The sequence below is a fragment of the Nocardia sp. FBN12 genome (genome assembly GCF_054031145.1).
In genome coordinates this window covers 7,128,803-7,154,821 of sequence record NZ_CM132926.1, presented here as the reverse complement: position 1 = coordinate 7,154,821, position 26,019 = coordinate 7,128,803, and the positions used below count along the sequence as shown (strand labels likewise).

29 protein-coding genes are annotated in these 26,019 nt (G+C 67.2%); 16 read left to right on the top strand and 13 right to left on the bottom strand.

Going from position 1 to position 26,019, the window contains the following annotated elements; translation table 11 throughout:
- The first annotated feature begins 8 nt into the window (after positions 1-8).
- The 5 genes from sdhA to ACWZHB_RS33585 all read left to right on the top strand — a co-directional run bounded on the left by sdhA (position 9) and on the right by ACWZHB_RS33585 (position 4,305).
- Positions 9-1,760 carry a succinate dehydrogenase flavoprotein subunit gene (gene sdhA, locus ACWZHB_RS33605; RefSeq protein WP_427909381.1) on the top strand — a complete coding sequence of 584 codons (1,752 nt, stop codon included), beginning with the start codon at positions 9-11 and terminating at the stop codon, positions 1,758-1,760.
- On the top strand, positions 1,760-2,530 hold the full coding sequence (locus ACWZHB_RS33600; protein WP_378635503.1) for a succinate dehydrogenase iron-sulfur subunit: 771 nt from the start codon (positions 1,760-1,762) through the stop codon (positions 2,528-2,530). The genes sdhA and ACWZHB_RS33600 overlap by 1 nt, the downstream gene beginning before the upstream one ends.
- A gap of 82 nt (positions 2,531-2,612) precedes the next feature.
- The gene (locus ACWZHB_RS33595) at positions 2,613-3,101 is read left to right on the top strand and encodes a hypothetical protein (protein ID WP_427905699.1); all 489 of its coding nucleotides are present in this window, start codon (positions 2,613-2,615) and stop codon (positions 3,099-3,101) included.
- Positions 3,102-3,239: 138 nt separating this feature from the next.
- Positions 3,240-3,749: a DoxX family protein gene (locus ACWZHB_RS33590; RefSeq protein WP_427905698.1), complete on the top strand. Its 510-nt coding sequence runs from the start codon at positions 3,240-3,242 to the stop codon at positions 3,747-3,749.
- Positions 3,750-3,819: 70 nt separating this feature from the next.
- Positions 3,820-4,305: a hypothetical protein gene (locus ACWZHB_RS33585; protein ID WP_427905697.1), complete on the top strand. Its 486-nt coding sequence runs from the start codon at positions 3,820-3,822 to the stop codon at positions 4,303-4,305.
- Between the two features lie 22 nt (positions 4,306-4,327).
- Here the strand turns inward: ACWZHB_RS33585 and ACWZHB_RS33580 are convergent, their stop codons facing one another.
- Positions 4,328-5,218, bottom strand: a complete 891-nt coding sequence (locus tag ACWZHB_RS33580; RefSeq protein WP_427905696.1) for a fructosamine kinase family protein — start codon at positions 5,216-5,218, stop codon at positions 4,328-4,330.
- Positions 5,219-5,437: 219 nt separating this feature from the next.
- Between ACWZHB_RS33580 and ACWZHB_RS33575 the strand changes: the two genes are divergently transcribed.
- Positions 5,438-6,667, top strand: a complete 1,230-nt coding sequence (locus tag ACWZHB_RS33575; protein WP_427905695.1) for a cytochrome P450 — start codon at positions 5,438-5,440, stop codon at positions 6,665-6,667.
- Between the two features lie 28 nt (positions 6,668-6,695).
- Positions 6,696-7,412, top strand: coding sequence for a TetR/AcrR family transcriptional regulator (locus ACWZHB_RS33570; RefSeq protein WP_427905694.1), 717 nt, complete (start codon positions 6,696-6,698; stop codon positions 7,410-7,412).
- A gap of 37 nt (positions 7,413-7,449) precedes the next feature.
- On the opposite strand, the gene ACWZHB_RS33565 is transcribed toward ACWZHB_RS33570, so the two are convergent.
- Positions 7,450-8,121 carry a JAB domain-containing protein gene (locus tag ACWZHB_RS33565; RefSeq protein WP_427905693.1) on the bottom strand — a complete coding sequence of 224 codons (672 nt, stop codon included), beginning with the start codon at positions 8,119-8,121 and terminating at the stop codon, positions 7,450-7,452.
- Positions 8,122-8,235: 114 nt separating this feature from the next.
- Positions 8,236-8,490 (bottom strand): type II toxin-antitoxin system VapB family antitoxin, encoded by a 255-nt coding sequence (locus ACWZHB_RS33560; protein ID WP_427905692.1) that lies wholly within the window; start codon positions 8,488-8,490, stop codon positions 8,236-8,238.
- Between the two features lie 246 nt (positions 8,491-8,736).
- On the opposite strand from ACWZHB_RS33560, the gene ACWZHB_RS33555 reads away from it, so the two are divergent.
- The gene (locus tag ACWZHB_RS33555; RefSeq protein ID WP_427905691.1) at positions 8,737-9,633 is read left to right on the top strand and encodes a phenylalanine 4-monooxygenase; all 897 of its coding nucleotides are present in this window, start codon (positions 8,737-8,739) and stop codon (positions 9,631-9,633) included.
- A 153-nt stretch (positions 9,634-9,786) separates the two neighbouring features.
- Positions 9,787-10,470, top strand: coding sequence for a SnoaL-like polyketide cyclase (locus tag ACWZHB_RS33550; RefSeq protein ID WP_427905690.1), 684 nt, complete (start codon positions 9,787-9,789; stop codon positions 10,468-10,470).
- On the opposite strand, the gene ACWZHB_RS33545 is transcribed toward ACWZHB_RS33550, so the two are convergent.
- A complete protein-coding gene (locus tag ACWZHB_RS33545) occupies positions 10,471-11,055 on the bottom strand; it encodes a TetR family transcriptional regulator (RefSeq protein WP_427905689.1) in 585 nt (194 codons plus the stop codon).
- Positions 11,045-12,556 (bottom strand): MFS transporter, encoded by a 1,512-nt coding sequence (locus tag ACWZHB_RS33540; protein ID WP_427905688.1) that lies wholly within the window; start codon positions 12,554-12,556, stop codon positions 11,045-11,047. The genes ACWZHB_RS33545 and ACWZHB_RS33540 overlap by 11 nt, the downstream gene beginning before the upstream one ends.
- Positions 12,557-12,732: 176 nt before the next feature.
- On the opposite strand from ACWZHB_RS33540, the gene ACWZHB_RS33535 reads away from it, so the two are divergent.
- Genes ACWZHB_RS33535 through ACWZHB_RS33510 form a run of 6 tightly spaced genes read left to right on the top strand, consistent with a single transcriptional unit; the run spans position 12,733 to position 17,762 of the window.
- Positions 12,733-14,040 carry a D-alanyl-D-alanine carboxypeptidase family protein gene (locus ACWZHB_RS33535; RefSeq protein ID WP_427905687.1) on the top strand — a complete coding sequence of 436 codons (1,308 nt, stop codon included), beginning with the start codon at positions 12,733-12,735 and terminating at the stop codon, positions 14,038-14,040.
- A gap of 25 nt (positions 14,041-14,065) precedes the next feature.
- Complete coding sequence (locus ACWZHB_RS33530; protein ID WP_427905686.1) at positions 14,066-15,613, top strand: AAA family ATPase; 1,548 nt, start codon at positions 14,066-14,068, stop codon at positions 15,611-15,613.
- Positions 15,614-15,647: 34 nt separating this feature from the next.
- Positions 15,648-16,088, top strand: a complete 441-nt coding sequence (locus ACWZHB_RS33525; RefSeq protein WP_427905685.1) for a hypothetical protein — start codon at positions 15,648-15,650, stop codon at positions 16,086-16,088.
- Positions 16,085-16,321 carry a DUF2997 domain-containing protein gene (locus tag ACWZHB_RS33520; protein ID WP_427905684.1) on the top strand — a complete coding sequence of 79 codons (237 nt, stop codon included), beginning with the start codon at positions 16,085-16,087 and terminating at the stop codon, positions 16,319-16,321. The genes ACWZHB_RS33525 and ACWZHB_RS33520 overlap by 4 nt, the downstream gene beginning before the upstream one ends.
- On the top strand, positions 16,318-17,109 hold the full coding sequence (locus ACWZHB_RS33515; protein WP_427905683.1) for a ComEA family DNA-binding protein: 792 nt from the start codon (positions 16,318-16,320) through the stop codon (positions 17,107-17,109). Before ACWZHB_RS33520 ends, ACWZHB_RS33515 begins: the two co-directional genes overlap by 4 nt.
- Positions 17,106-17,762, top strand: a complete 657-nt coding sequence (locus ACWZHB_RS33510; protein ID WP_427905682.1) for a 4Fe-4S single cluster domain-containing protein — start codon at positions 17,106-17,108, stop codon at positions 17,760-17,762. Before ACWZHB_RS33515 ends, ACWZHB_RS33510 begins: the two co-directional genes overlap by 4 nt.
- Before the next feature lie 2 nt (positions 17,763-17,764).
- On the opposite strand, the gene yhjD is transcribed toward ACWZHB_RS33510, so the two are convergent.
- From yhjD to ACWZHB_RS33495, 3 genes are read right to left on the bottom strand one after another with little or no spacing between them, the layout of a single operon-like run.
- On the bottom strand, positions 17,765-18,787 hold the full coding sequence (yhjD, locus tag ACWZHB_RS33505; RefSeq protein WP_427905681.1) for an inner membrane protein YhjD: 1,023 nt from the start codon (positions 18,785-18,787) through the stop codon (positions 17,765-17,767).
- A 41-nt stretch (positions 18,788-18,828) separates the two neighbouring features.
- Positions 18,829-19,860 (bottom strand): tryptophan--tRNA ligase, encoded by a 1,032-nt coding sequence (trpS, locus tag ACWZHB_RS33500; RefSeq protein WP_427905680.1) that lies wholly within the window; start codon positions 19,858-19,860, stop codon positions 18,829-18,831.
- Positions 19,861-19,882: 22 nt separating this feature from the next.
- Positions 19,883-20,827 (bottom strand): oxygenase MpaB family protein, encoded by a 945-nt coding sequence (locus ACWZHB_RS33495; RefSeq protein WP_427905679.1) that lies wholly within the window; start codon positions 20,825-20,827, stop codon positions 19,883-19,885.
- Between the two features lie 103 nt (positions 20,828-20,930).
- Here ACWZHB_RS33495 and ACWZHB_RS33490 point away from each other — a divergent pair, with 103 nt between their 5' ends.
- Positions 20,931-21,569: a TetR/AcrR family transcriptional regulator gene (locus tag ACWZHB_RS33490; RefSeq protein ID WP_427905678.1), complete on the top strand. Its 639-nt coding sequence runs from the start codon at positions 20,931-20,933 to the stop codon at positions 21,567-21,569.
- A gap of 19 nt (positions 21,570-21,588) precedes the next feature.
- Here the strand turns inward: ACWZHB_RS33490 and ACWZHB_RS33485 are convergent, their stop codons facing one another.
- The 5 genes from ACWZHB_RS33485 to ACWZHB_RS33465 all read right to left on the bottom strand — a co-directional run bounded on the left by ACWZHB_RS33485 (position 21,589) and on the right by ACWZHB_RS33465 (position 25,987).
- On the bottom strand, positions 21,589-21,957 hold the full coding sequence (locus tag ACWZHB_RS33485; RefSeq protein WP_427905677.1) for a hypothetical protein: 369 nt from the start codon (positions 21,955-21,957) through the stop codon (positions 21,589-21,591).
- A gap of 106 nt (positions 21,958-22,063) precedes the next feature.
- Positions 22,064-23,917: a vWA domain-containing protein gene (locus ACWZHB_RS33480; RefSeq protein ID WP_427905676.1), complete on the bottom strand. Its 1,854-nt coding sequence runs from the start codon at positions 23,915-23,917 to the stop codon at positions 22,064-22,066.
- Positions 23,918-24,237: 320 nt separating this feature from the next.
- Entirely contained in the window at positions 24,238-24,717 is a 480-nt protein-coding gene (locus ACWZHB_RS33475; RefSeq protein ID WP_427905675.1) for a barstar family protein, read from the bottom strand.
- Complete coding sequence (locus tag ACWZHB_RS33470) at positions 24,717-25,211, bottom strand: ribonuclease domain-containing protein (RefSeq protein WP_427905674.1); 495 nt, start codon at positions 25,209-25,211, stop codon at positions 24,717-24,719. The genes ACWZHB_RS33475 and ACWZHB_RS33470 overlap by 1 nt, the downstream gene beginning before the upstream one ends.
- Positions 25,208-25,987, bottom strand: coding sequence for an exodeoxyribonuclease III (locus tag ACWZHB_RS33465; RefSeq protein WP_427905673.1), 780 nt, complete (start codon positions 25,985-25,987; stop codon positions 25,208-25,210). The genes ACWZHB_RS33470 and ACWZHB_RS33465 overlap by 4 nt, the downstream gene beginning before the upstream one ends.
- Positions 25,988-26,019 lie beyond the last annotated feature (32 nt).

The following is a 26,019-nucleotide window of genomic DNA, read 5'->3' as shown; positions in this document are numbered from 1 at the left end:
CCCGTCCGATTCAGGAGCATCGCTACGACGTGGTCATCGTCGGCGCCGGTGGCGCGGGCATGCGCGCGGCGATCGAGGCCGGCCCGCGTGCTCGCACCGCGGTCCTGACCAAGCTGTACCCGACCCGTAGCCACACCGGCGCGGCCCAGGGTGGCATGTGCGCCGCGCTGGCCAACGTCGAAGAAGACAACTGGGAATGGCACACCTTCGACACCGTCAAGGGTGGCGACTACCTCGTCGACCAGGACGCCGCGGAGATCATGGCCAAAGAGGCCATCGACGCCGTCATGGACCTTGAGAAGATGGGCCTGCCGTTCAACCGCACGCCCGAGGGCAAGATCGACCAGCGTCGTTTCGGTGGCCACACCCGTGACCACGGCAAGGCGCCCGTGCGTCGCGCGTGTTATGCCGCCGACCGCACCGGTCACATGATCCTGCAGACGCTCTACCAGAACTGCGTCAAGCACGACGTCGAGTTCTACAACGAGTTCTACGTGCTCGACCTGGTGATGACCGAGTCCGATCGTGGCCCCGTCGCCACCGGCGTCGTCGCCTACGAGCTGTCGACCGGCGAGATCCACATCTTCCACGCGAAGTCGATCGTGTTCGCCACCGGCGGCTCGGGCCGCATGTACAAGACCACCTCGAACGCGCACACACTGACCGGTGACGGCATGGCGATCGTGTTCCGCAAGGGCCTGCCGCTCGAGGACATGGAGTTCCACCAGTTCCACCCGACAGGCCTCGCCGGCCTCGGCATCCTCATCTCCGAGGCTGTGCGCGGTGAGGGCGGCATCCTGCGCAACGCTTCCGGCGAGCGCTTCATGGAGCGCTACGCCCCCACCATCAAGGACCTCGCGCCGCGTGACATCGTCGCCCGCTCGATGGTGCTCGAGGTGGCCGAAGGCCGTGGCGCGGGCCCGAACAAGGACTACGTCTACATCGACGTGACCCACCTCGGCGCCGACGTGCTCGAGGAGAAGCTGCCCGACATCACCGAGTTCGCGCGCACCTACCTGGGCGTCGACCCGGTCTCGGAGCTCGTGCCGGTCATGCCGACCTGCCACTACGTGATGGGCGGTATCCCCACCCGCATCCGTGGCGAGGTGCTGCGCAACAACACCGACGTGGTCCCCGGCCTCTACGCCGCCGGTGAGTGCGCGTGTGTCTCGGTGCACGGCGCGAACCGTCTCGGCACCAACTCGCTGCTCGACATCAACGTGTTCGGCCGTCGCGCCGGCATCGCGGCCGCCGAGTACGCCAACCGCACCGAGTTCGTCGAGATGCCGGAGAACCCGTCGCAGATGGTGATGGACTGGCTCGAGCTGATCCTGTCCGATCACGGCAACGAGCGCGTGGCCGACATCCGCACCGAGCTGCAGGCCACCATGGATGCGAACGCGGGCGTGTTCCGCACCGAGGAAACCCTCAAGAAGGTCCTCACCGACATCCACACACTCAAGGAGCGCTACACCCGGATCACGGTGCAGGACAAGGGCAAGCGCTACAACAGCGACCTGCTCGAGGCCGTCGAGCTGGGCTTCCTGCTCGAGCTGGCCGAGGTCACCGTCGTCGGCGCGCTCAACCGCAAGGAATCGCGTGGCGGTCACGCCCGCGAGGACTACCCGGATCGCGACGACGTGAACTTCATGCGGCACACCATGGCGTACAAGGAGGGGTCGGAGCTCATCTCCGAGATCCGCCTCGACTTCAAGCCGGTGGTGCAGACCCGCTACGAGCCGATGGAGCGTAAGTACTGATGACTGCTGTTATCGAACCCACCAAGCAGAAGCCGGCGCCGGTCCCCGAGGGCTCGGTCATGGTCACCGTCAAGATCGCCCGGTTCAGCACCGAGGACGACAAGGGCGCGCACTGGGATACCTTCCAGGTGCCGGTCCTGCCGACCGACCGCTTCCTCAACGTGCTCATCTACATCAAGTCCTACCTGGACGGCACCCTCACCTTCCGGCGCTCCTGCGCCCACGGTGTGTGTGGCTCCGACGCCATGCGGATCAACGGTGTGAACCGGCTGGCCTGCAAGGTGCTGATGAAGGACATGCTGCCCAAGGGCGACAAGACCCTCACCATGACCGTCGAGCCGATCCGCGGCCTGCCCGTGGAGAAGGACCTCGTGGTCGACATGGAGCCGTTCTTCGACGCGTTCCGCGCGGTGAAGCCCTACCTGATGACCTCGGGTAACGAGCCCACCCGCGAACAGATCCAGAGCCAGGCCGACCGCGCCCGCTTCGATGACACCACCAAGTGCATCCTGTGCGCCTGCTGCACCACGTCGTGCCCCGTCTACTGGACCGACGGCAGCTACTTCGGCCCCGCCGCGATCGTGAACGCGCACCGCTTCATCTTCGACAGCCGTGACGAAGGTGCCCGCGAGCGTCTCGACATCCTCAACGACGTCGAAGGTGTCTGGCGCTGCCGCACCACCTTCAACTGCACCGACGCGTGCCCCCGTGGCATCGAGGTCACCAAGGCGATCCAGGAAGTCAAGCGGGCCCTGCTCTTCACCCGCTGATCTTCCCCGCTCGGTTTCGGAGGCCGCCCTCATCGAAAGATGAAGGCGGCCTTCGTCGTTGGTACGTCACTAGGATCGGCACATGTCCGACTCACGCATCCCTGTGTTCTCCGCCGATGACCAGCGCTCCGGTGCCCGCGGGGCCATGTTGGGCGGGGCGATCGCGACCATCGCGGGCCTGTGGCTGCCCCTGTTCACCCTTACCGCCGGCGCGAGGCCGACTGCCCCCAGCCGTTCGATGTGGGACCTGCATCAGAGTGGGACGCCGGGCTTTCCGCTGTTCGTCCTGGGTGCGGTTCTCCTGATCATGGGCTCGTTCATCCCTGCGCACCTCGAAGCACTCGGAGTTCGAGGCTGGCTGGCGGGTGTCGCGGTGGCGGTGGGGATCGGGATCCTGCTCGCGATATCCATCGGATACTCCACAGCGCTCACGAACTACTCCGCGATGAGCTCGAGTTCGGTGAGCCATGCCACCTTCCACTACGGCCTGCTGGTATTGGTCGCAGGACCTGCCGCCGCTGTCGTCGGCTCCTGGCAGCTATGGGTTGCCGATGCTCGAAGTTCCGGCTAGCCAGGTGAGCCCTGAGGCCGTCTGCACCGAAAGGTGTGGGCGGCCTTTGTCGTTCGTCGGTACTTGCGGGAATGACAACAAGGCGGATAGTGTTACTATCCATAGTAGATAGTGTAAGTATCCATTCCGGGAGAAACTATGATCACCCTGATCACCCTCATCGGCTCGCTGGTTGTCTTTCGCACGCTCGGAGCACTCGGCGTGACCCGATTCGCCTCGTGGTCCGTCAGCGCGGCCCACGCGCTGGCCGTCATGCTGGTGATGACGGGAACCGCGCACTTCATGCCCGCGAGCGTCACCGTGATGCCCAACTACGCCGACATGGTCGGCATGATTCCGCCGTTCGTCCCGTTCCCCGGGTTCATGGTCCTGGCCAGCGGGGTGCTGGAACTGCTCGCCGCGGTCGGACTGGTCCTCACCCGCACCCGCAGGCTCGCGGGCTGGGCTCTCGTTCCACTGTTCCTGCTGCTTCTGCCCGCCAACATCTACGCCGCGCTCAACGACATCCCCTTCGCGGGAGAGCCGGCTTCGCCACTGTGGCAACGAATCCCGGAGCAGGCGCTCTACATCGGGTTCGCCGTGTGGGCCACCCGGTCGGCGCCGCATGTTCTGCCCGTTGCACGGCGACGCGAACCGGCTGCCGTCTGATCAGCGCACAGCAAGGCCGCCCCCTCATCGAATGACGGAGGCGGCCTTCGCCGTTCACTAGGATTGCCCGGTGTCGCAGACGTGGATGCCGATATTCGGCTACAACAACAAGGTCGCCCCCGCGAGCGGCATGCTGCTCGGCGGGTCCATAGCGACCCTTATCGGGCTCTGGTTTCCGCTCTTCGCGATCGATCGCCGACGAGGCCAGCGAATGTACTCGTTGTGGGACCTACGTGAGGTCGGCGCCCCCGGCTTGCCGGTTCTGGTCTTCGGCGCGGTACTGCTGGTCGTTGCGGGTTTCGTCGGGTACCGCCGACACATACCGAGAGCGTGGCTGTCCTGCCTGGCGGTCGCCGAAACCCTTGGCATCCTGGTCGCACTGAGCATCGGATTCACGATCACCTTCGCGAGCCTGGACTACCCGGCCTCCACGTCCATCACGTTCAACCCAGGTCTGCTGATCCTCATCGGCGGGCTCACTGCCACTCTTGTCGGCTCATGGCAGCAGCCGAAATCTCAGGGCCACCGACCCGAACCGGCCGAACAGAACAGCTGAGGCCGAACTGTTCCGCGACGAGCTAGTGATAGTTGGCCGCGGCCTCCAGAACGGCAGTTCGGTAGGTGCGGCCGAAGAGGACGGCGTGGGCCAGCAACAGGTGGAGTTGGTGCAGGGGGATCCGGCTCCGCCAGTCGGGCGCCAAGGGATGGATTTCGTTGTAGGCGGCGATGATTCGCGGCAAGTGTGGCGCGCCGCCGAACAGACACAGGGTGGCCAGGTCGGTTTCGCGGTGGCCACCGTGGGCGGCGGGGTCGATCAGCCAGGGGGTGTCGGACGGTCCCCAGAGGATGTTGCCGGGCCAGAGGTCGCCGTGTAGTCGGGCGGGGGGTTCGGTGGGGGCTTCGATGTGGATCGATTCGAGGTAGGTGGCGTCGGCGGGGTCGAGGGCGCCCGCGTCTACGGCGAGTCTCAGATACGGCAGGATTCGGCGCTCGCGGTACCAGGTGGGCCAGTCGTCGCCGGGGGTGTTGTCGAGTGGTAGGCCCGCGAGGAAGCCGTCCTCCTGCCCGCCGAAAGCGGGAGCGCCCGCGCGGTGAGTGCGTGCCAGTCCCGCGCCGAAACGTTCGGCGGCGGTCGCGGTCGGCTCGGCATGGTCGACCCACTGCATCAGCAGCAGCTCGTCGGTCTGCGCGTACAACTCCGGCACCGCGACGCCACCGGCCTCCCCCAGCCAGCGCAGCCCCTGCGCTTCCGCCGCGAACAGCCCGGGTGGAGCGGGCGCGGGCGCGGCGGTCGGGGCGGCGGACAGCCCGCCCGGCCAGGTCTTCAGAAACAGATGCGTCCCGTCGTCGAGCGCGATTCGCTCGGCGACACTGATCGACCCACCGGCGACAGGCGTCGTCCGCAGCCGCTGGTGAGCGAGAAACGTCGGCAACAGGTGCGGGTTCGCACGCAGAAACGGCAGGTCCACGCCGCCATTGTGCCCATGCGCAGCCGACGCCGGTCGGCGAATCGGTCGATCCGGAGCCAGTCCGGTCGACATCCGGCGCGGTGACCGGCGTCGATCAGCCCAGTTTGTGAACAGGTATTACTAAACACTGTTCATAAAGGGTGCGGACGTGGTTTCATCGTGTTGAACGTGTTCCACATCACGGTGTGACGTTCGCGCACCGGATCGAAGGAGGCAGCCGTGACCAGCACAAACATCCCCGCGGGATTCGATTTCACCGATCCCGATCTACTCGCCAGCCGATTGCCTATCGAGGAGTTCGCGCAATTGCGGCGGACCGCGCCGGTCTGGTGGTGCGCGCAGCCCGACCGCGCCAGCGGGTTCGACGACGGCGGGTACTGGGTCGTGTCCAAGCTGGCCGACATCAAGGAGATCTCGAAGAATCCGGAGGACTTCTCCTCGCACGAGAACACGGCGATCATCCGGTTCAACGAGGAGACCACGCGCGAGCAGATCGACATGCTCGGCAACATGCTGATGCTGAACCTGGATCCGCCGCAGCACACCAAGATTCGCCGCATCGTGTCGAAGGGCTTCACCCCGCGCGCGGTGGAGAACCTGCGCGCCGCGCTCACCGAGCGGGCCGAGAAGATCGTGTGGGAAGCCAAGAAGTCCGGTCGCGGTGACTTCGTCGAGCAGGTGGCCGTCGAATTGCCGCTGCAGGCGATCGCCGAACTGCTCGGAGTCCCCCAGGAGGACCGCCGCAAGATCTTCGACTGGACCAATCAGATGATCTCCTACGACGATCCGGAGTTCGAGGGCAACCACCACACCGCGACCGCCGAGGTGATGGGCTATGCCTGGAACATGGCCGAACAGCGGCGCGGCTGCCCGGCCGCCGACATCGTCACCCAGCTGGTCAACGCCGACGTCGACGGCGAGCACCTCGGTTCGGACGAGTTCGCGTTCTTCGTCATCCTGCTCGCGGTGGCGGGCAACGAGACCACCCGCAATTCGATCACCCACGGCATGAAGGCCTTCGTCGACAACCCGGACCAGTGGGAGCTGTACAAGCAGCAGCGCCCGCGCACCGCGCCGGACGAGATCGTGCGCTGGGCAACGCCGGTGACCGCGTTCCAGCGCACCGCGACGCGCGACCTGGAGCTGGGTGGCCAGCAGATCAAGCAGGGCCAGCGGGTCGGATTGTTCTACAGCTCGGCCAATTTCGACGAGGACGCCTTCGCCGACCCGTTCCGGTTCGACGTCCTGCGCGACCCCAACCCGCACGTCGGGTTCGGCGGCACCGGAACGCACTACTGCGTCGGCGCGAATCTGGCCCGCCTCGAGATCGACCTGATGTTCAATGCCATTGCCGACGCGATGCCGAACCTGCGCCAGGTCTCCGATCCGGTGCGGCTGCGCAGCGGTTGGCTCAACGGCATCAAGCGGTGGGAAGTCGAATACGCTTGAACCGAACCAAGATCGAAGGGGTGGCCGCTTGACGGGCAAGGCGCGTGGCCGTGCGCCGGTCGTGACCGATGCCGATATCCGGCGGGTCACCCGGGCGCTGCTGGCCGAGCGAGGTCCCGAGGCGGTCACCCTGCGGGCGATCGCCCGCGAACTCGGCGTCACCGCGCCCGCGCTGTACCGGCACTATTCGTCGCGCGACGAGTTGATCGAGCGGATGCGGATGGAGTTCTGCGTCGATCTGGCCGAGTTCCTCTCGACCGAGATCGAGCCGCTGCCCGACGACGGCGCGGTGCAGTTCCTAGCCATCTGCCGGGGTTTCCGGCACTGGGCGCTGGCGAATCCGAGGGAATTCACCCTGGTGTTCGCCTCGCCCACCTCAGGTCCGTCGATGATGCGCCGCTTCGACGAACCCTTCGGCCGGATCTTCCTGGCTGCCGCGGGCAGGCTGCTGGCGAACTTCGAGATCGCCACCCCGCCGGGCGAGACCATCCCGGCCGCGTTGCGCGAGGACCTGATCGGCTTCCAGACCGAACTGCTCGCGATGCTCTCGGAGTCGGGGCAGAAGTTCCCCGCCGAAAAGCTGGACCTCGGCGTGACTTACCTGATGGTGCAGATCTGGGCCCGGCTGTTCGGCCACGTCACCCTCGAGGTGTTCGGAAACTACCCGATCCCGCTGGCCGACCCGGAGATCATGTTCGACGCCATGCTGGCGGACATGGCTCGCACCACCGGTTTCGCCGGCTGAGCGCGCATCGCGCCCCACCCCGCACAGCACCCGCCGATCACGCGAAAGGCGGTGCAGTGGACCAGGTTTCGCCCGCGACCACGATATGGTCCAGGTAGCGCAGGCCTACCGTGCGGGCGGCTTGGTGGAGCAGGGTGCTGGCCCGGCGGTCGTCGGGGCTGGGAGCCGGGTCGCCGGAGGGATGGTTATGGACGACGGCGAAGGCTCGGCCGTCGTGACGGAGAACGGTGTTGAGGATTTCGCGCACCGGGACGGCTACGTGGTCGATGGCGCCCTCGGCGACGAACGCGCGATGCCGTAGCCGATTTTGGGTGTCACAGACGAGGACGAGAAGGCGTTCGACGCGGGCACCCGCGAACAGTGGCAACGCCACGGCCGCGATGTCATCGGGGGTGGTGAGCTGGGACAGCGCATCGGTGGGGGTGCGCGAGCGGGTGCCGAGGTGGAAGGCGGCGACGACCGTGGCGGCTTTGGCAGGCCCGATCCCCGCCCTTGCGGCCAGTTCCTCAGGGCGAGCGGCGGCGAGTTCGGCCAATCCGCCGTAGTCGCCGATCAACTGGGCCGCCACTTCCAGTGCGGACTGACCGCGGGTGCCCTGGCCGAGCAGCAGTGCCAGCAGCTCGCCGTCGCTGAGTGCGTGCGGGCCGAGCATGAGCAGACGCTCACGCGGACGTTGAGCGACAGGCAAACTCGCGATCGGTACCGACATCGTTCCCCCTGCGGATCGGTGACTGACTCCGATGATCGCAGGGGGGACCGACAAGTTCGAGCTACCCCTCGGCCACCACCTCGGTGACGCAACCCGAACCTGAACCCCTCCCCGCTAGGTGGACTCCGCGCTGAGCATCGGCTCTGTGCTGAATACCGAATCGGGATCAGAGGCGCTGCCCCGATCGGCAGGCGGATCTGTGCTGAATACCGAATCGGCCATCAACCGTTCCAGATTGCGTAATTGGCGTTCGTGCACCACGATGCGGCGCAATGCCTCGTTGACGGTGGCGTTGCTGTCGGCGGTGCCCATGATGTCGGCGGCCGCGGCCAGCAGGCGCTGATCGAGATCTATTCGCAGGGTGCGCACACATCCTCCTCATCTACGAACGCAATCTTGCGTGATGGTCACCGGCCTCGTCGGCTAATTCACCGCGTCGTTACCGAACCCACGCGTTCGCAAGTCCGCACAGCAGCCGGTGGCATCGGTCAGCAAGCGCACAGAAAACACAGTTCACCGCCGGAATTCGACGGCGACCAACCCTGCAACTGTGCAGTTTGCGTAGTTGGCAGCGTGGTTGTTGTCGCGACGCCACCGCGGTGCTTGCCTGGAGTCATGTTCACCGAGGCCCAGCTCTACTCGCCGGTGACGCGCGAGCGTGACGGCGACGTGACGGTGCATCTGAGCGACGACCACCCCGGCGTGCACGACGAGGACTACCGTGCCCGCCGCAATGCCATCGCCGCGCTCGCACTCGACTACTCCCCCGGCGCCCCCGCACCCCACATCGACTACACCGACGACGAGCAGCAGGTGTGGCGGATCGCCTCGTCGGAGCTGGCCCGCAAGCACGAGGTCTACGCCTGCCGCGAGGTCCGCGAAGCCGCGCGCGAACTCGCCCTGCCACACGATCACATTCCGCAACTCGACGAGGTATCGCGGCTGCTCACCCCCCTCACCGGCTTCCGGTACGTGCCCGCCGCCGGCCTGGTTCCGCTGCGTGAGTTCTTCGGCTCCTTCGCCGATCGCACCTTCCATTCCACCCAGTACATCCGCCATCACTCGGCACCGCTGTACACCCCGGAGCCCGATGCGATCCACGAGATCATCGGCCACGCCAACCAGATCGCGAGCCCGCGTTTCGCCTCGCTGTACGAGACGGTCGGCGCGGCGGTGGGCCGGCTGGAGACCGACAGCGCGCTGAAATTCCTCGCCGACGTCTTCTGGTTCTCGCTCGAATTCGGTGTGGTCCGCGAGGACGACGAAATCCGTTGCTACGGCGCCGGACTGCTCTCTTCGTACGGCGAGATCGACGAATTCCGGCACGCGCGACTACGTCCGCTCGATGTCGCGGAGATGGGCACGATCGCCTACGACATCACCCATTACCAGCCGGTGCTGTTCTGCGCGGATTCGGTGGATCAGATCGTGGGCGTGCTCGGCGAATTCTTCGCGACCATGGACGACGAGACACCGGCCAGACTCGGCCACCCCAGCCAGCCGGTGCCATAGCTATCTCCGAACACGTTGTGACAGAACACAGTTCGATCCTTCCAGTTTCTCACTTGGTGAGATCTGGCACGCGAGATTCGCTGCGCTGCTGTTACTTTCGACCCGTTCTTCGAGCTTTTTGAAAGGGTCGGGTAGACCAAAATGACTGTGGACGTGACGGATACGCAGGCCGAGCAGAACCCGGAACCGGAAGCCCCGCTGTGGCTGCGGGGCAGGGAAGCCGTGATCGCCGCCGCGGCGCCGGAACAATGGCGTGGCAACGTTCCCGACTATGAACTGAGCCACGAGGTGATCCCGCGCGAGCGCAGCGTCGAGCACGCGCCCGGTTCGCTCGAGGCGATCGTCGAGGACCTGGTGAAGGTCTTCGAGATGGAGGTCTCGCACAAGGCCGACCCCGCGACGTGGCTGTCGGTGGTGGCCGATCAGTATCGCGGCCGGGTCAACGGTGGGGTGTGGCAGGACGCCGAGGAGTTCGCCCGGATCGGCAGCTACAACATCCTGATCGGCGACAACCCGTTCTACGACGCCGAGAACGAGACCTTCGACTCCTCGCACAAGATCTTCCACACCGCCTTCCCCGGCGGGTTCTTCTGGGAGGTTCTCGAGGTGCTGTCGGGCCCGCCGGCCGTGAGCTTCCGGTGGCGGCACTGGGGCAAGTTCGAGGGTGAGTACAAGGGCCACCAGCCCACCGGCGAGCACATCGAGATGTTCGGTGTGACCATCGCCCGGGTGAGCGAGGATCTGCGCATCCTGGAGCTGGAGCACTTCTACGACAACAACAAGCTGCTGGGCCCGCTGGCGCACGGCTGCCCCGTGCAGCGCAGCAAGCCGGAGTGATCAGGCCTGATCGTCGAACGGCAGGCCTGCCTGCAGGAATGACAGGGCGTCACCGACATTGGTGACGTTCATCGGGGTGGCGGGCGCGATGGCGAGCATGGAGCCGATCATCGCGCCCGCGGCCACCCGCACATCGAAATCGTCGGCGGACCGGCCCGTGTAGTCGGCCAGCATCTGGGCGGCGAGTTCGATACTGCGCAGAAATTCCAGACCGATCACCGAGCGTAGTTCCGGAACGTGGAACAGCAGCTCCTGCCGTTCCTGCTCGAAGGCGAGCTCGGCGGGCGACATCCGCCCGAACACCGCCGCGGTCGCGGTGCGGATGGCGGTGATCGGATTCAGGCCGCGCGGCAGCGTGGCCAGTTCCTCGATCATCACCGCGTCCTGGTCGTCGGCGACTACCAGCTGTTCCTTGGTCGGGAAGTAGCGGAAGAAGGTGCTCGGGGATACCTCGGCCGCCGCCGCGATCTGCTCCACCGTCGTTTCGGTGTAGCCCTGTTCCCGGAACAGCCGGAACGCCTCGACCCTGATGGTTCGGCGGGTCCGCTCCTTCTTCCGCTCGCGTAGCGACATCTCAACCGACATGTATCGATTCTGCCGCATCCACGTCGGTAACCCGTGCCGTCGGCCGCCGCAGCCACAGCGCGGCCACGAGGCCTGCGGCAAGACACACCGCCGCGCACAGCCCGAGCATGGTGTCCATGCCCGCGACGAAGGCCTGCTGCACCTGCGCCAGCATCGCCGGATCACCGGTCTCGCCCGCGACGGCCACGCCCGCGTTGACACCGTCGGAGATCGGCGCCCGGTCGAAGGCGCCGAGGTCGGCCCGGTACCTGGTGACCAGCACGGTGCCGAGCACAGCGACGCCGATGGTGCCGCCCGCCTGCCGAAGTGCTTGCAGCAGTGCCGAACCCGAGCCCGAACGTTCGGTGCTCAGTTCACCCATCGCCAGACCGACCGCGGCGGGCATGACCAGACCCATACCGGCGCCGAGCACCGTCGTCCACAGCGCGGTCAGCCAGTACCCGCTCTCGACAGTGGTGAACGCGCCGAGTCCGAGGCCACCGGCGAGCACGAGCAGCCCGGCGGTGATCACCACCCGCACGCCGAGCCGGGGCAGCAGCAGGTCGACCAGTCTGCTGCCGAGCACGATGCCACCGATCAACGGCAGCAGCCGCAGCCCGCTGCCGAGCGCGTCGACGCCGAGCACCGCCTGGAAGTACTGCGGGACGGTGAAGAACATGCCGAACATCGCGAAGCTGACCAGGATCGAGATCGCGGTGCCCCACCGGAAGCCGGGCGCGGCGAACAGCGCCAGGTCGATCAGCGGGTACTCGGCACGTCGCTGCCACCACAGGAACACGGCGAGGGTCGCCGCCCCGGCCGCGACGACGAGCCACCCGACCAGGTCGTCCCAGCCGCGTTCACCGATCCGGATGAAGCCGTAGGTCAGCCCGAGCATGCCTACCGCCGAGAGCAGCGCACCGAGAAGATCGACCCGAAAAATGGTGTCGCTCCGCGATTCCGGGACCAGGGTGGCGACGGCCAGCGCGCCGATGACGACCAGCGGAACATTGATCAGGAACACCGAACCCCACCAGAAGTGCCGCAGTAGCCAGCCGCCGAGGATCGGCCCCAGCGGCAAGCCGATAGCGGTCGAGGTGACCCAGATCGTCAGCGCGCGTTGCCGCTGCGCGGGGTCGGTGAACAACACCGGCAGCACCGACATCGACAGCGGAACGAGTGCGGCGGCGGCGATGCCGAGCACCACCCGTGCCGCGATGAGCTGGCCGGCGGACCCGGCGATCGCGCAGGCCACCGAGGCCACACCGAACAGCACGAGCGCGGCGAGCAGGATCTTCTTGCGTCCGTACCGGTCGCCGAGCGCGCCGGCGGGCAGCATCAGCGCGGCGAGCGCCAGGGTGTACGCGCTGCTGAACCATTGCAGCGCAGCGGTATTCGCGTCCAGATCGACCGCGAGCGTCGGGATGGCAACGGTGAGCACGGTGACGTCGAGTCCGATGGTGAGCATCGCCAGGGCGAGCGCACCGAGCGCGAGCCAGCGGCGGGAATCTTCCGTACGCATTTCTCCTCCAAATGACAGCTACTACTTTTTGATAGTAACTCTCATTTGCGTGTTCATGTCAACTGTGTTGCCCGCGGGGACGACAGACCCGCGTGTCGACCCCGCTGGGCGCCCCCGCGAGCGAGGGCGAAAGACCGAGAATCCCGCCGCGACGGCGCCCGTTAGGCTGCCCAGTGATGAGGATTCGTGAAGTCGGCGTGCGCGCCGCATGCTGTCTCGGCGCCGCCCTTACCGTCGCCGCTCTCGCGGGTACCCCCGCCGTCGCGGTGCCCGCCACCGACGCACCGCCGTCCAGTGGTCCGAGCACGACCACCACGCCCCCGTTCACCACTCCGAACACCGACGACTGCCCGCAGAAGACGCAACCGCCCGCCCCGGTCGACACTTCGGAGGTCCCCGCACCGGGCGACCCGACGCCGAGTCCGCTGCCTGTCCCCTCGCCCGCCATCGGCGGTCAGCGGATGGGCGACTGCGGCGTGGTCCTGCCCGACGGCGCACCTCCGGTCCCCGCCGAGATCTCGGCCACCTCGTGGATGGTCTCCGACCTCGACACCGGCCGCGTGCTCGCGGCCAAGGATCCGCACGGTCGCTACCGTCCCGCCAGCACCATCAAGGTCGCCCTGGCGATCGTCGCGCTGCGCAGCCTGGATCTGGACGAAGTAGTGATCGGCACGCAGGCCGACGCCGATGTCGACGGCACCCGGGTCGGCATCGGCCCCGGCGGGCGCTATACCAACCGCCAGCTCATGCAGGCACTGATCATGTGTTCGGGCAACGACGCCGCGCACGCGATCGCCACTCAGCTCGGCGGCGACAAGCGGGCCGTGGCGAAGATGAACGAGGTGGCGAAGACGTTGCGCGCGATGGACACTCGCGCCGCGACCCCGTCCGGCCTCGACGGGCCAGGCATGAGCACCTCGGCCTACGACCTGTCGGTGCTGTTCCGCGAGGCGATGAGCATCCCGCTGTTCGCCGAGCTCATCCACACCGAACAGGTCGACTTCCCCGGCTTCCCCGCCGACCCCGCGATCCCCGGTGACAAGGACCACCCAGGCTTCCCGATCGCCAACGACAACCAGCTGCTCTACAACTACGCGGGCGCGATCGGCGGCAAGACCGGCTTCACCGACGACGCCCGCCAGACCTTCGTCGCCGCCGCCGAACGCGATGGACACCGCCTGGTCGTCACCCTGCTCAAGGCCGACGTGCGCCCGATCCGCCCGTGGGAGCAGGCCGCGCGCCTGCTGGACTACGGTTTCGCCCTCGACACCGACGCCAGAATCGGCAAGCTGCCCGAATCAGGCAGTGAGGCAGTGCAACCCAGTGTTCCCCTGGCCTCGCCGCCACCACGCGCCGACGGCTCGGAAGTCGAGCAGGACCGCCCAGCGCATCAGGGTGCCCGCATCGCGACTCTCATCGGCGGCCCCGTCGTAGTCCTCGGGCTGCTGCTGTGGGCACGTCGGATCTATCGCCGCCGACGGTGAGTCGTCCCCATTACCATCGGCAGCTGTGCACCAGTTCCGCCGATCCCTCGTCTCGCTCCTGCAGGCCCGATTCCCGCTGCTCTACATCGAAACGTTCGAAGAGCAGCGGGTTGTCGCCGAGATAGCAGCGGCGGCAACGGGTTTGACCGTGCCACGCGCGGTCTGGCAGTGGTCGGCCACCCAGGGCCTTTCCCGCGAAGACGGGCAGCCCGAACGCAACACCACCGAACCCGCCGCCATGCTCGGCGGGGTGGCACGGGTGCGGGAACGCTCGGTGTTCGTCCTCAGTGACCTGCACGCGTTCCTCGGCGACGGCACCCGCCCGGCGGACCCGCACGTGGTGCGCGCACTGCGCGATCTGGTGCGCGATTTCCGGGCCGGCGAATCCGCCCGGACCGCGATCATCGTCGCGCCCCTGTTGCGCATCCCGTCCGAACTCGAAAAAGATGTCACCGTAGTGGATTTCGCGCTGCCCGATGAACTGACGATGCGCGAGCTGCTCGATTCGATGATCTCGCACAACAGTGACACCGTCACCATCGCGCTCGGCAAGTCCGGTCATGACCGGCTCACCAAGGCCGCGCTGGGGCTCACGCTCGCCGAAGCCGAGAATGCCTTCTCCCTCGCCATGGTCAACGGGAACACCCTCGACGAATCCGATGTCGAGGTGGTGCTCGCCGAGAAGGCGCAGACGATCCGCAAGTCCGGACTGCTCGAATTGGTCGGTACCGACGTGCGGCTCGATGACGTGGGTGGGCTCGATGTGCTGAAAGCCTGGCTGGGCAAGCGGGCTGATTCCTGGCTGGCCGAAGCCGTCGCCTACGGGCTGCCCGCACCGAAGGGCGTCCTCATCACCGGCGTCCCCGGTTGTGGAAAGTCGTTGACCGCCAAGGCCGTTGCCGCCGCCTGGGGAATTCCACTGATCCGGATGGATATCGGGCGCATGTTCGCCGGCCTGGTCGGGGCGAGTGAGCACAACGTGCGCACCGCCCTGGCGACCGCCGAGGCTTGCGCGCCGTGCGTGCTGTGGGTCGACGAGATCGACAAGGGCTTCGCCGGTGCCGGATCAGCAGGCGACACCGGCACCAGCGCACGGGTTTTCGGCACCTTTCTCACGTGGATGCAGGAGAAGACCCGCCCGGTTTTCGTCGTCGCGACCGCGAACTCCATCGAGAATCTGCCACCGGAGTTCCTGCGCAAGGGGCGCTTCGACGAGATCTTCTTCGTCGACCTGCCCAGCCCCGGTGAACGCCAAGCGATTTGGCAGCTGCACCTGACCCGGCGACTGCGCGGCCCGGCGGCCGGGATGGCGTTGACCCCCACGCTGACCCATGATCTGGCCACCGCGTCGGAGGGATTCTCCGGCGCCGAGATCGAGCAGGCCGTGGTGACCGCACTGTTCGACGCCTACTCGGGCCGCCGCCCGCTGGACGCGGCGGACCTGTTCCACGCGATGGAGAACACGGTGCCGCTGTCGTCGCTGCACGGCACCCAGATCACCGCACTGCGCGAGTGGGCGAAGCTGCGTGCGGTATCAGCCTCCGGACTCGAGATCCCGCAACAGGATTGGTAAGCCGATTACAAGGGGGCTGCGCGATACTGCGGGCATGAGCGTATCCCTGATCCTGTTGCCGATCGCGATCGGCGCTGTCGCGAAGGCGGCAGCTACGCACAGCTCGCCGGCTGCCACCACCTGCACGGTATCGACTCGGCTTCGCGACCCACGACTGCTCGTGCTCGCCCTCGGCGACACCGGCGGCCGGGTCACCGCCACCGGCCCCGACTCGATCGATGTCGAATGGGCGGAGCTGGCAGCACAGCTGAGCCGCGACGGCGACGGCATCTGGCAGGCCCACTTCACCGGTACCGCCGACGAGCAGCGGTGTATCGCCTCGATCATGACCGTCGACGCGGCCTATGGGCGCCGCGTGCAGGCCGAGGTCCTGCACAAGGTGCGCGAGCGTGCGCCACGGGCCGGGATGACCTTGGTCTCGGAAACGGCGAACAACGACGCGTCCGTGACGGTCGTGCTGGAGGTGAACCGATGAGCGCCAACCCTGTTCGCATCACGCTGACCGTCGGGCCGGACGGCACGGTCGCCGCCGTTACCCACGACGCCCTCGGCCAGGAATGCCTCCCGTATGTGCACGCGCTGGAGGACATGCTCGACGCCATGACCGTCGACAGCGACTACACCCAGGATTGGTGGCGCTCGGAATCCGCGACCGTGCGGCCCCAGGCCGTCGAGCCACAGCCGGATCGCCTGGACGGCCACTGGTGACCGGCCCCCTACCCGGCACCCGGAATTGGCGGATCACCCACAGCCTGTGGGTGCTGCCTGCCTTCGCCTGCGGCCTGCTCACCTGGACGAGTTTTCTCTTCATCGGGGCGCGGACCAAGACCCGTATCTGGACGATCAGCGCGGTCGTCTATCTGATCGGCATAGTCGGCGCCATCGTGCTGATGGGCATGTCCGGTCCGACCGAGTCCGAAGTAGCCGCGGGAGCGACGCCGCCGACCGCCACCCAGCAGGCCTACTCCGATTGGGGCGCGGGACTGCTGATCGCGGTGTGGCTCGCCGGAATCACCCATGCGCTGCTCGCGCGCCCGCACTACCTGCACAAGCTGGCGCAGACCGAACAACGGCAGCCGTTGGTGCCTGTCTACCCCGGCGCGACCGACCGATCTGCCGCTCCGGACTGGGTCGGCGTGGATCCACGGCAGTTCTGGGGTCCACCCACGAGTACCCCGCAACCGCCGGTGTCGGTGCCACCGAGCGCCCGTCCGACGCCGGTGTCGGCACCGCCCGTCCTGGCGAAGACGTCGACACGGGTCGCCGTCAACAACGCGGGAGCACCTGAACTGGCGACGTTGGGCCTGTCCACGGGCGCGGCGACGGCGGTCCTGGCGGCCAGGGAGCGCAGCGGCGGGTTCCGCGACGTCCGCGATTTCGCGGCCGCCGCCGGGCTGAAACCCCATGAGCTGGTGCGTATTACCGACCGCCTCGACTTCGCCGACGCGGCGCCGACTCGTGCCACGCCGAGCATGGGCCGAAGGCTGGACCTGTGATCCCCGCGGCCACGTCGCCGGAGACGCTGCGGTTGGCGCGCGTGCTCACGGTCACCGAAGCGGAGGGTCCGGGCCGCCGCACGGCGATCTGGGTGCAGGGCTGCGCCATTCGCTGTCCCGGCTGTTTCAATCCACACCTGTGGGCCGCTGCGGGCGGTTCCGTTGTCGCGGTGCGTGATTGGTCGCGGGCATTGCTCGACGACGCGGTGAACGCGGGAGTGCAGGGGATCACTCTCCTCGGCGGGGAACCGTTCGAGCAGGCGGCACCGCTGGCCGTTGTCGCGGCCGCGGCGCGGGCACGCAACCTCTCGGTGATGACCTTCACCGGCTACGACTACGCCGACCTGCGGGAGTGGGCCCTGGAGCGCCCCGATATCGCGGAACTGCTCGCCCACACCGACCTGCTCGCCGACGGTCCGTACCGCGCCGACCTCATCGACCACCAACGTCCCTGGATCGGCTCGACGAACCAAGGGCTGCGCGCGCTCACCGACCGCTACCGCGAACTCGAATTCACTACTCTCCCAGACCGGGTCGAGGTTCGGGTCGGCGCGGACGGCATGATCTCGGTCAACGGCTGGGACGATATCGATTCCCTCGACACCTTGCTGAGCGATCTCGGCCGCCGTGCCGACCGGCCGCCTAAGCGTTAGCGCTACCTGCGTTTGCCGACCACCAGCAACGCGATCGCCGCGACCGCTCCTGCCCCGAAGTAGGCGGCGCCGGCCCCGGTCGACATCCCGTGGTCGACCACCCTCGGCCGGATGACCACAGCGTCCGGCGGCGCGACGGTGGCAGCACGTTCGTTGTCCGACGACGTCGCCGCCCACGCCGTCGCGAACAGCAGGATTCGGTAGGTCATATAGGTGAACACCATCAGACCGATGATCGACCCGAACGTCGCACCAGCCGGGCTCGACAGCACCGCACGCAGATAGATCGCACCGATGATCTTGAAGATCTCGAAGGCGATCGCCCCGAGCACCGCCGCCCGCGCCGCGCTGCGCAAGGACACCGGCTCGCGTGGCAAGCGCGCGATCATCCACGCGAACACCGCCCACGACGCGAGCAACCCGAGCGCGATCGACACCAGCCGCAGGACCAGCGACGCCCCGAGCAGATGATCTGCCCCGAGCAGTTCGAGCACCCGCTTGCCCAGCCCGCTCGCGGCGATCGCCGACAACCCCAGCGACACGACGAAGGCCAGACCGAGGCCGAACAACGCACCGATATCCGACAGTTTGGCTAGCCACCAGGGCTTTTCGGGACTCTGACTCTCCCACTGCTCGGTCAGCGCCGCGCGCAGGTTCGCGATCCAGCCGAGCCCGGTGTAGAAGCCGACGAGCAGGCCGATGACGCCGACCGTGCCGCGCGACTTCAAGGCCTGGTCGATGAGGTCATTGATCTGGGTGCCGAACGAACCCGGGATGTTCTCGATGACCTTGGCTTGCAGATCGGCCAGGAGGTCCGGGTGTCCGGCCAGAATGAATCCGGCCACCGAGAACGCGACCATCAGCAGCGGAAACAGCGACAGCACAGTGAAATACGTGATACCCGCGGCATAGAAGTCACCGCGCTGTTTCTGGAACCGCCCGCCGGCCCTGACCAGATGATCCAGCCAGGGCCTGCGCCCGATCTGCTTCTCGACGGCTGCCGAGATGTTGTCGATCAACTGCATGACACGCGCCCCTTCAGCGAAAACCTCAGGTGCGCAACGGGTCAGCGAGCGAGGAAACCAACCCGGTCGTACACCTGAGCAAGTGTGTTGCCTGCGATCTCACGCGCTCGCTCGGCACCCGCGGCCAGGATCCGGTCCAGTTCTGCCTGATCGGACAGATACTCCTGCACCTTCTTCTGCACGGGCGTCACGAATTCGACCAGCGCGTCGGCCACCTCGGCCTTGAGATCACCGTAGCCCTTGCCCTCGAAATTCACCTCGAGGTCGACGATCGGGGTTTCGCGCAGCGAGCTCAGGATCACCAGCAGATTGCTCACGCCCGCCTTGTTCTCCGGGTCGTAGCGGATCTCGCGTTCGGTGTCGGTGACCGCCGAACGCACCCGCTTGGCGGTGATCTTCGGGTCATCCAGGAGGTTGATCAGCCCGGCGTCGCTGGAGGCCGACTTGCTCATCTTCGCCGTCGGATCCTGCAGATCGTAGATCTTCGCGGTGCCCTTGACGATGTGCGGCTCTGGCACGACGAAGGTCTTCTTGTAGCGAGTGTTGAAGCGCTGGGCCAGGTTTCGGGTCAGCTCGAGGTGCTGACGCTGGTCCTCACCGACCGGTACCTGATGCGGGCGGTAGAGCAGGATGTCGGCGGCCATCAGGACGGGGTAGGTGAACAGGCCGACGGTCGCGTTGTCGGCGCCCTGCTTGACCGACTTGTCCTTGAACTGGGTCATCCGGCCCGCCTCACCGAAACCGGTGATACAGCTCAGCACCCAGGACAGCTCGGCGTGCTCGGGCACCTGACTCTGCACGAACAGGGTGGACTTGGCGGGGTCGATGCCGAGCGCGAGCAGCTGGGCGGCGGCGGATTTGGTGCGCGCGCGCAGCGCCTTGGGATCCTGGCTGACGGTGATCGCGTGCATATCCGGAATGAAGTACAGCGCGTCGTACTCGTCCTGCATCGTCACCCAGTACTGCAGCGCACCCAGGTAGTTGCCGAGGTGGAAGGAGTCGCTGGTGGGCTGGATGCCCGACAGCACCCGCTGCTTACGTTCGGCCGTCGCGGCCGGGGCAGGACTGGACATACCCCGAATCTTTCCATGCCCATCAAGCGGTATTTCGCTGCACCCAGTTGCGCGGATCGACACCGGGCATGCTCGGGTGGCCCGTCTTCACCATGCGCTGTTCGCGACGGGCCAGTAGCTGGTAGGACGGGGCGCTCGGCCCGGCGAGGGTGCCCGCCAGCACCCGCGGTGCCAGCGGTGGGGCGAAATGGGCGGTGCGGATGCTGCGGCACAGCGCGCGATGGGCGAGCTCGTCGGAAATCCCCCATTCGATGCCGTACATCTGCCGGATCCGTGGCGGCAGGCTGCCCTGGACCAGCAGATAGAGCGCGGTGCCGACCTGTTCGGCAGGTGGGCGCAGTCGATACGCCTTGCGGTGGCCCGCGAGATAGGAACCGACCAGTTCGGCCTCGTCGGTGAGGAACAGTTCGGTCGAGTTCAGGTAGTTGTCGAAGTAGCGGCGGAAGGCCGGATAGTCGGCGGGCGCGGCGTCACGTGGCATGCCGAACAGTTCGCCCCAGCGAACGTAGTCCTGGTAGAGGTCTTCGCGCTCGGTGGCGGTGAGTTCGCGGACCAGGCGGTCGTACATCGCCTCGGCCGAGTCGAAGGTGAAGGCCATGGTCATGAACATCAGGTGCGGGTCGTGGGCCGCGTAGGCGGTGCCCGCCGGATGGTGGGCGCCCGCGTCTTCGGGCAGCGTACCGACCACCGCATCGTGCTTGCGCCGGGTGAAGGCCAGCGCGCGATCGGCCTCGGCCTTGCTGCCGAGGAACACCGCCTCGAACAGGGCGCCGGTGATAGCCAGCCGGGTGTACGGGGTCTCCCGATGGGCGGTGTGTTCGCTGGTGCCGACGAACAGCAGCGGATGCACCGCGCCGATCACCAACGCCCGCACGCCGTAGGTCAGACCGACCGCGCGCTTGCTCATCACCCGCCTGATCATCGAATCGTCGGCGAAATACCCGGGTTCACGGTGCCTGGTGGCCATGCTGCGTCTCCTCGTCGAGTGCATCTGGCAATAGAATCCCCCAGAATTGATATTCTGGCAAGAGCCTCTACCAAATGACTGCCGGAGGGCGGCGACACGCACAATGGGAACCGTGGCAGCACAGCGGACATACGGTGGCGTTTCGGCGCGGGAGCGGCAAACACAGCGGCGCGGCGCACTGCTGGACGCGGCGCTCGACATTATCGCCTCCGACGGGCAGACCAAGCTCACCGTCGCCGGGCTGTGCGCCCGCGCAGGCCTCAACGAGCGGTATTACTACGAGAGCTTTCCGAATCGGGACGCGGTGCTGGAGGCGCTCCTCGATCGGATTGCCGAGGAATTGACCGCGGCCATCGCGCTCGCCCTCGCCGCCGCGGTCAAGGACAGTCGCGGGCAGGCGCACGCCGCGATCAGCGCGGGTATCGCGGTACTGACCGATGACCCGCGCAAGGGCCGCGCGGCCCTCATCACGAGCGCGGCGACGCCGGAGTTGCGGGCCCACACCGCCCGCACGGTGAGCGCGTTCGCCCGACTCGTCGCGGCCGAGGGCACCGGTTTCTACGGTGCGACGGCCCCGGAAGCGGTCGTCGACTTCCGGGCCCTCTACCTGGTCGGCGGGCTGGTCCAGACGCTCACCGCCTGGTTGGCAGGCGACCTCGCGATGACACGCGAGGAATTGGTCGACCAGATCACCGAGGTGTTCGTGCTACTCGGCGACGACCTGGCCGACCGCTACCGCTAGCTCGGGCAGACAGCCTGCCTCATTCCCACGCGCAGTTCGGGCCGAAGCTGACGCATGGCTCCGACGAGCCGTTGTACAACCAGGCGAGCGCCTGATTGATGCCCAACACGGCCTCCGGTGTCATCAGCGCCGATCCGCTGTCGGCCACCGGCACCGCCTGCGGCGCGCTCGCGGCGCCGATGGGGACGCACGTATCGAGCATGACCCCGTCGCACGGCTGACTCGAACCGAGCCCGATCTGCCGCAACAGCACATCGATCAGCGCACCGTCGGACGATCCGATCGCGGGCCCGGCTACCGGCGCCGTCATCGCATCGGCCGAGGCCACCGCGGCGCCCGACATCATGATCGCGGCGGCAATGCCCGCGCTCGCAAAGATTCGCTTCATCGTGTTCTCCTCACCAGCGGCCTCCGCAGCCGCGCGGTGAGAACGATAAACGCCGCAGATAGCGGGGTGGGAGCCGTCAATTCCGGTGGCATCGCCGAGCCTGCCGCTATCGGCGACCGCGCTTGCGCAGCAGGACGAACGCGATGACGCCGCCGCACACGACGACGAACGCGATGACTGCGATGCCGATCCCGAGCAGTGGCGTGGAGTTGTCGTCCGCGGTCTGTGCGGTATCGGGCACGGCGGGGCTCGCGGTGGACCCGGACACTGCCCGATAGGTGGGGCCCGGCTCCGGTGTTCCGGTCACCGCCAGGTCCAGCTCGATGGGCACGGGACGGACGGCACCGCGGTCGTGCACGGTCGGAGCCGCCTGCACGGCGATGTAGTACCAACCGGCGAGCGCGTTCTCCGACACCTCTTTCTCCGCGGATTCGCGGTTGAGATAGCGGACCTCGGGGATGGCCAAGGCTTCCTTGTTGGTCGGCACGGTGTCCGGCGAACCGTTATAGGACGAGAATTCGCTGTCGATCTCCTTGCGGTACGGGCTGTACAGCGTCGTGGTGACCGGCGAGACGTTGTCGAGGCCGCGACCCGGGCTCTCGAGGAACCGCACCCGGTACGCCAATCCCTGGCCCCAGTCGATTTTCACCTTGTAGAAGACGAACTCGCCGCGCTGCAAGGTGTCGCTGTAGACACCGGGCCCGTCGAGCGCGGTGGCCACGTTGAACGAGCCGCCGCCGGTCACCGGTTCGACCGGACTGCTCGGCGCGGTGAACGGCACCGGTTCGGGTTCGGCCACCGGGCCCGCATCGGTGACGCCCGGTTCGACGGCGACATTCAATTCCAGCGGCAATGTCGGCGGCGCGCTGTCTGCGACACCGGCCCATTCCACGGTGAAGTAGTACCGACCGCCGCCCTTGCATTTGTCGGTGCGCGCTGTGCCGTCTTCGGCTTCGGTCGCGCCGGTCCATGTCGAGCTGACCGTGAGCGCCACCCCATCGGTGGATCGCACGGCGCTCTCATGTTCGAAGACGTTGCAGTCCTTGCCTTCCGCACCGAATACGCGCAGGTACAAGCTGTTGTTGGCACGCTCGGCATCCTCGCCGAGCGGAAAGGACACCGTGCCGCTGAAGTAGGCGGTCGCGCCCTCTGGAACGACGACGGCGTAGTAGCGCGGCTTCTTGTGCCCGATGGTGTCGAGGTACTGCCCCGGTACGACCAGCGGTGCGCTCTGGTAGCCGTCGGCGCCTTCGACGGGCGTGCCCGCCGACGCGTATTCCCGCAGCGCATCGGTGCTCACGCGCGGCAGCACCTGTTCGAGAGCTTTGCCGTCGGCGGCGTCATTGTAGGTGCCGCCGGTGGTTTCCGCGATGCAGGTTAGCTGGGCGCGGGAGGCGTCGTCGACACCGAAACCGATGGCGTGCACGACGATTTCGGCGCCTTGGCCGCTGAGTTCGCGCGCGACCTCGCACGGATCGGGCGGTGCGCAGGTATCGAGGCCGTCGGAGACCAGCACGATCGAACGCGGCCCCTCGGTCGGCAGGGCAGCCGCCGCGGTGCGCAGCGCGGTGCCGATCGGGGTGAAGCCGCTCGGCGTGATGTTGTCGACAGCCGTTGTCAGCGCAGGCTTGTCGATGGTCTCCGCCGGTTGCAGCACCGAGACATCACGGCATCCCGCGAGCTTCTCCGCATCGGTGGAGCCGGTGCCCGTGCCGTAGACCGACAGCCCGACCTTCGCCGCGGTGGGCGCGGACTGCACGAAACTGCGAACCGCTGTCTTCGCCGCGTCCATCTTGGTGCCGCCGCCGGGGTCTGCGGCCAGCATCGAACCAGAGGCGTCGAGTACCAGCATGGTCGGCGCGAACTGGGAGTCCGTCGGGGCGGCGAACGCCGGAACAGCCAGCGGCAGTAGTCCGATCGCTCCCGCCGTCGCCAGACCCATCAACTTCGCGAAACGCACGGTGCAGCTCCATCCCGATCCGCCGGACCTCGACGCACCAGCACTAGACCTTAGCCGCGCGAACGACCCAAAGGGACAATACGGACGCGCGGCCTGGTCGGTGAGCCGCCGGCGTCGCTAGCACATCGGGGCGGGGCTGACGCACGGCTGCGACGAGCCGTTGGACAACCAGGCGATCGCCACAAGCGGCAAGTATGCTCGCGCCCACCAGTACTCGCTTCATCGTGCTCCCTCGTTCGGCGGCCGCCGAGGCCACTCGGCGAGAACGCTAAGCGGGTCGGCAACGCGAGAGCAGCCACCAATTCCGATGGCAGCGTCGATCAATCGGTCAGTGCGACCGCGCCGAAGGTTTCCGGATCACCTTGCAGGACAACACGAAAGGCCACATCGCGACGGGTCCAGTAGGCGGCGCAATCACGCATGGTCGCGTCGAACCAGGCGCGTTCGGTGGGTTCGGCGGCGAGCAGGTCGTCGGCGGTGCGCACCACCACCACGTAACCGGGGGCGTCGCCGACGAAATCGTCCAGGTCGCGCAGGCATTCGTCGAAGGCGTCCTTGTTCGCGCCGAAGTAGTACGGGAACTGGAAGGACGCGGCGAATTCGTCGAACAGTTCCGCCATGGTGCGCATCTTGGTGCCGCGCAGTTCGCGGACGCGGTAGTCGGCGGGGGCGTCGTAGCGGACGCCGCTGAACTGGTTGGCATCCACCGCCAACGCGCCGAGCACCGGTGCCGTGGTGGCGGCCGGTGCTTCGGCGTCGGGCCGAGCAAGGAACTGCGACAGCGTCATTCGCGGAGTCATCAGCGCATCCCGGTGAAGGTGTCGTAGTGGTCGCCGGTGTACCAGGCGGAGCCGTCGCTGCCGGTGACGATGCGTTCGGCGTCACGACCACGGTTGGGCTGCTTGGGATTCACATCCCATTCCTGGTACTTCACCGCTTTGCCCGCCGAATCCTTGGGCGGCAGTTTGGTTCCCCGGTTCATGAACTGCTCGCCACCTTTGGTGCCCTGCGCGTTGGCCGAGCCGGGCCAGCGACCGGCATCGATTTCGACGAGGGTCGCGTAGGCACGATCGGGCACACCCGCGGTCTTGGTGACCGGCGAGGCCGACGAATTCCCGGCGGGTGGACCAGGTTTCGGCGCACCGACCGTCGTGGTGATCCCGGCGACCGCCTTCGTGCTGGTCGCGGTGGTGGTGCTGTCGGTACCGCGACCGCCGAACAGGGTGAGGCCGATGGCCGCCAGAACAAGGACGAGTCCGCCGAGCAGGCTGAGAGTCTTGCGTGAGAGTTTCATCGATACTGGACAGTAACGGGCGCGTGGTCGGACCAGCGCTGGTCGTAGGCATCAGCGCGTTCGACGACGGCCTGCTTGGCGCGACCGGTCAGCTCACCGAGGGCCAGCTGGTAGTCGATGCGCCACCCGGAGTCGTTGTCGAAGGCGCGGCCGCGGTAGGACCACCAGCTGTAGGGCCCTGCGACGTCCGGATGCAGCGCGCGGACCACGTCGACGTAGCCCGCGGCGAGCAGATCGGCGATCCAGGCGCGTTCCTCGGGCAGGAAGCCGGCCGACTTCTGGTTGCCCTTCCAGTTCTTGAGGTCGACCTCGGCGGGGGCGATGTTCCAGTCGCCGCTCACCACGAACTCGCCGGTGCGCGACTTCAGGTAGGCGCCGAACTCGGCCATGAACCGGTACTTCTCGTCCTGCTTCGGGGTGTTCTCCTCCCCCGAGTGCACGTAGACGCTCGCCGCGGTGATGTCGTCGAAATCGGCTTCGATGTATCGGCCCGAGTCCGCGAACTCGGTACTGCCGAAGCCGATCCGGACCGCATCGGGCGCGCGCCGCGACAGGATTCCCACGCCCGCGCGGCCCTTGGATTCCGGCTCGGCATGGGAGAGCACCCACCCGGCGTCCAGCGCGGGGGCCAGCGCCGCCGCGGTCTGCGCGTCGGTCGCCCTGGTCTCCTGCAGGCAGACGATGTCGGCTTCGGTCGCGGCCAACCAGGCCAGCATGCCCTTGGTCGAAGCGGCACGAACCCCGTTGACATTCACAGTGGAGAGGATTATCGGCACCGTACGACCGTACAATGCAGGAGGGATACTCC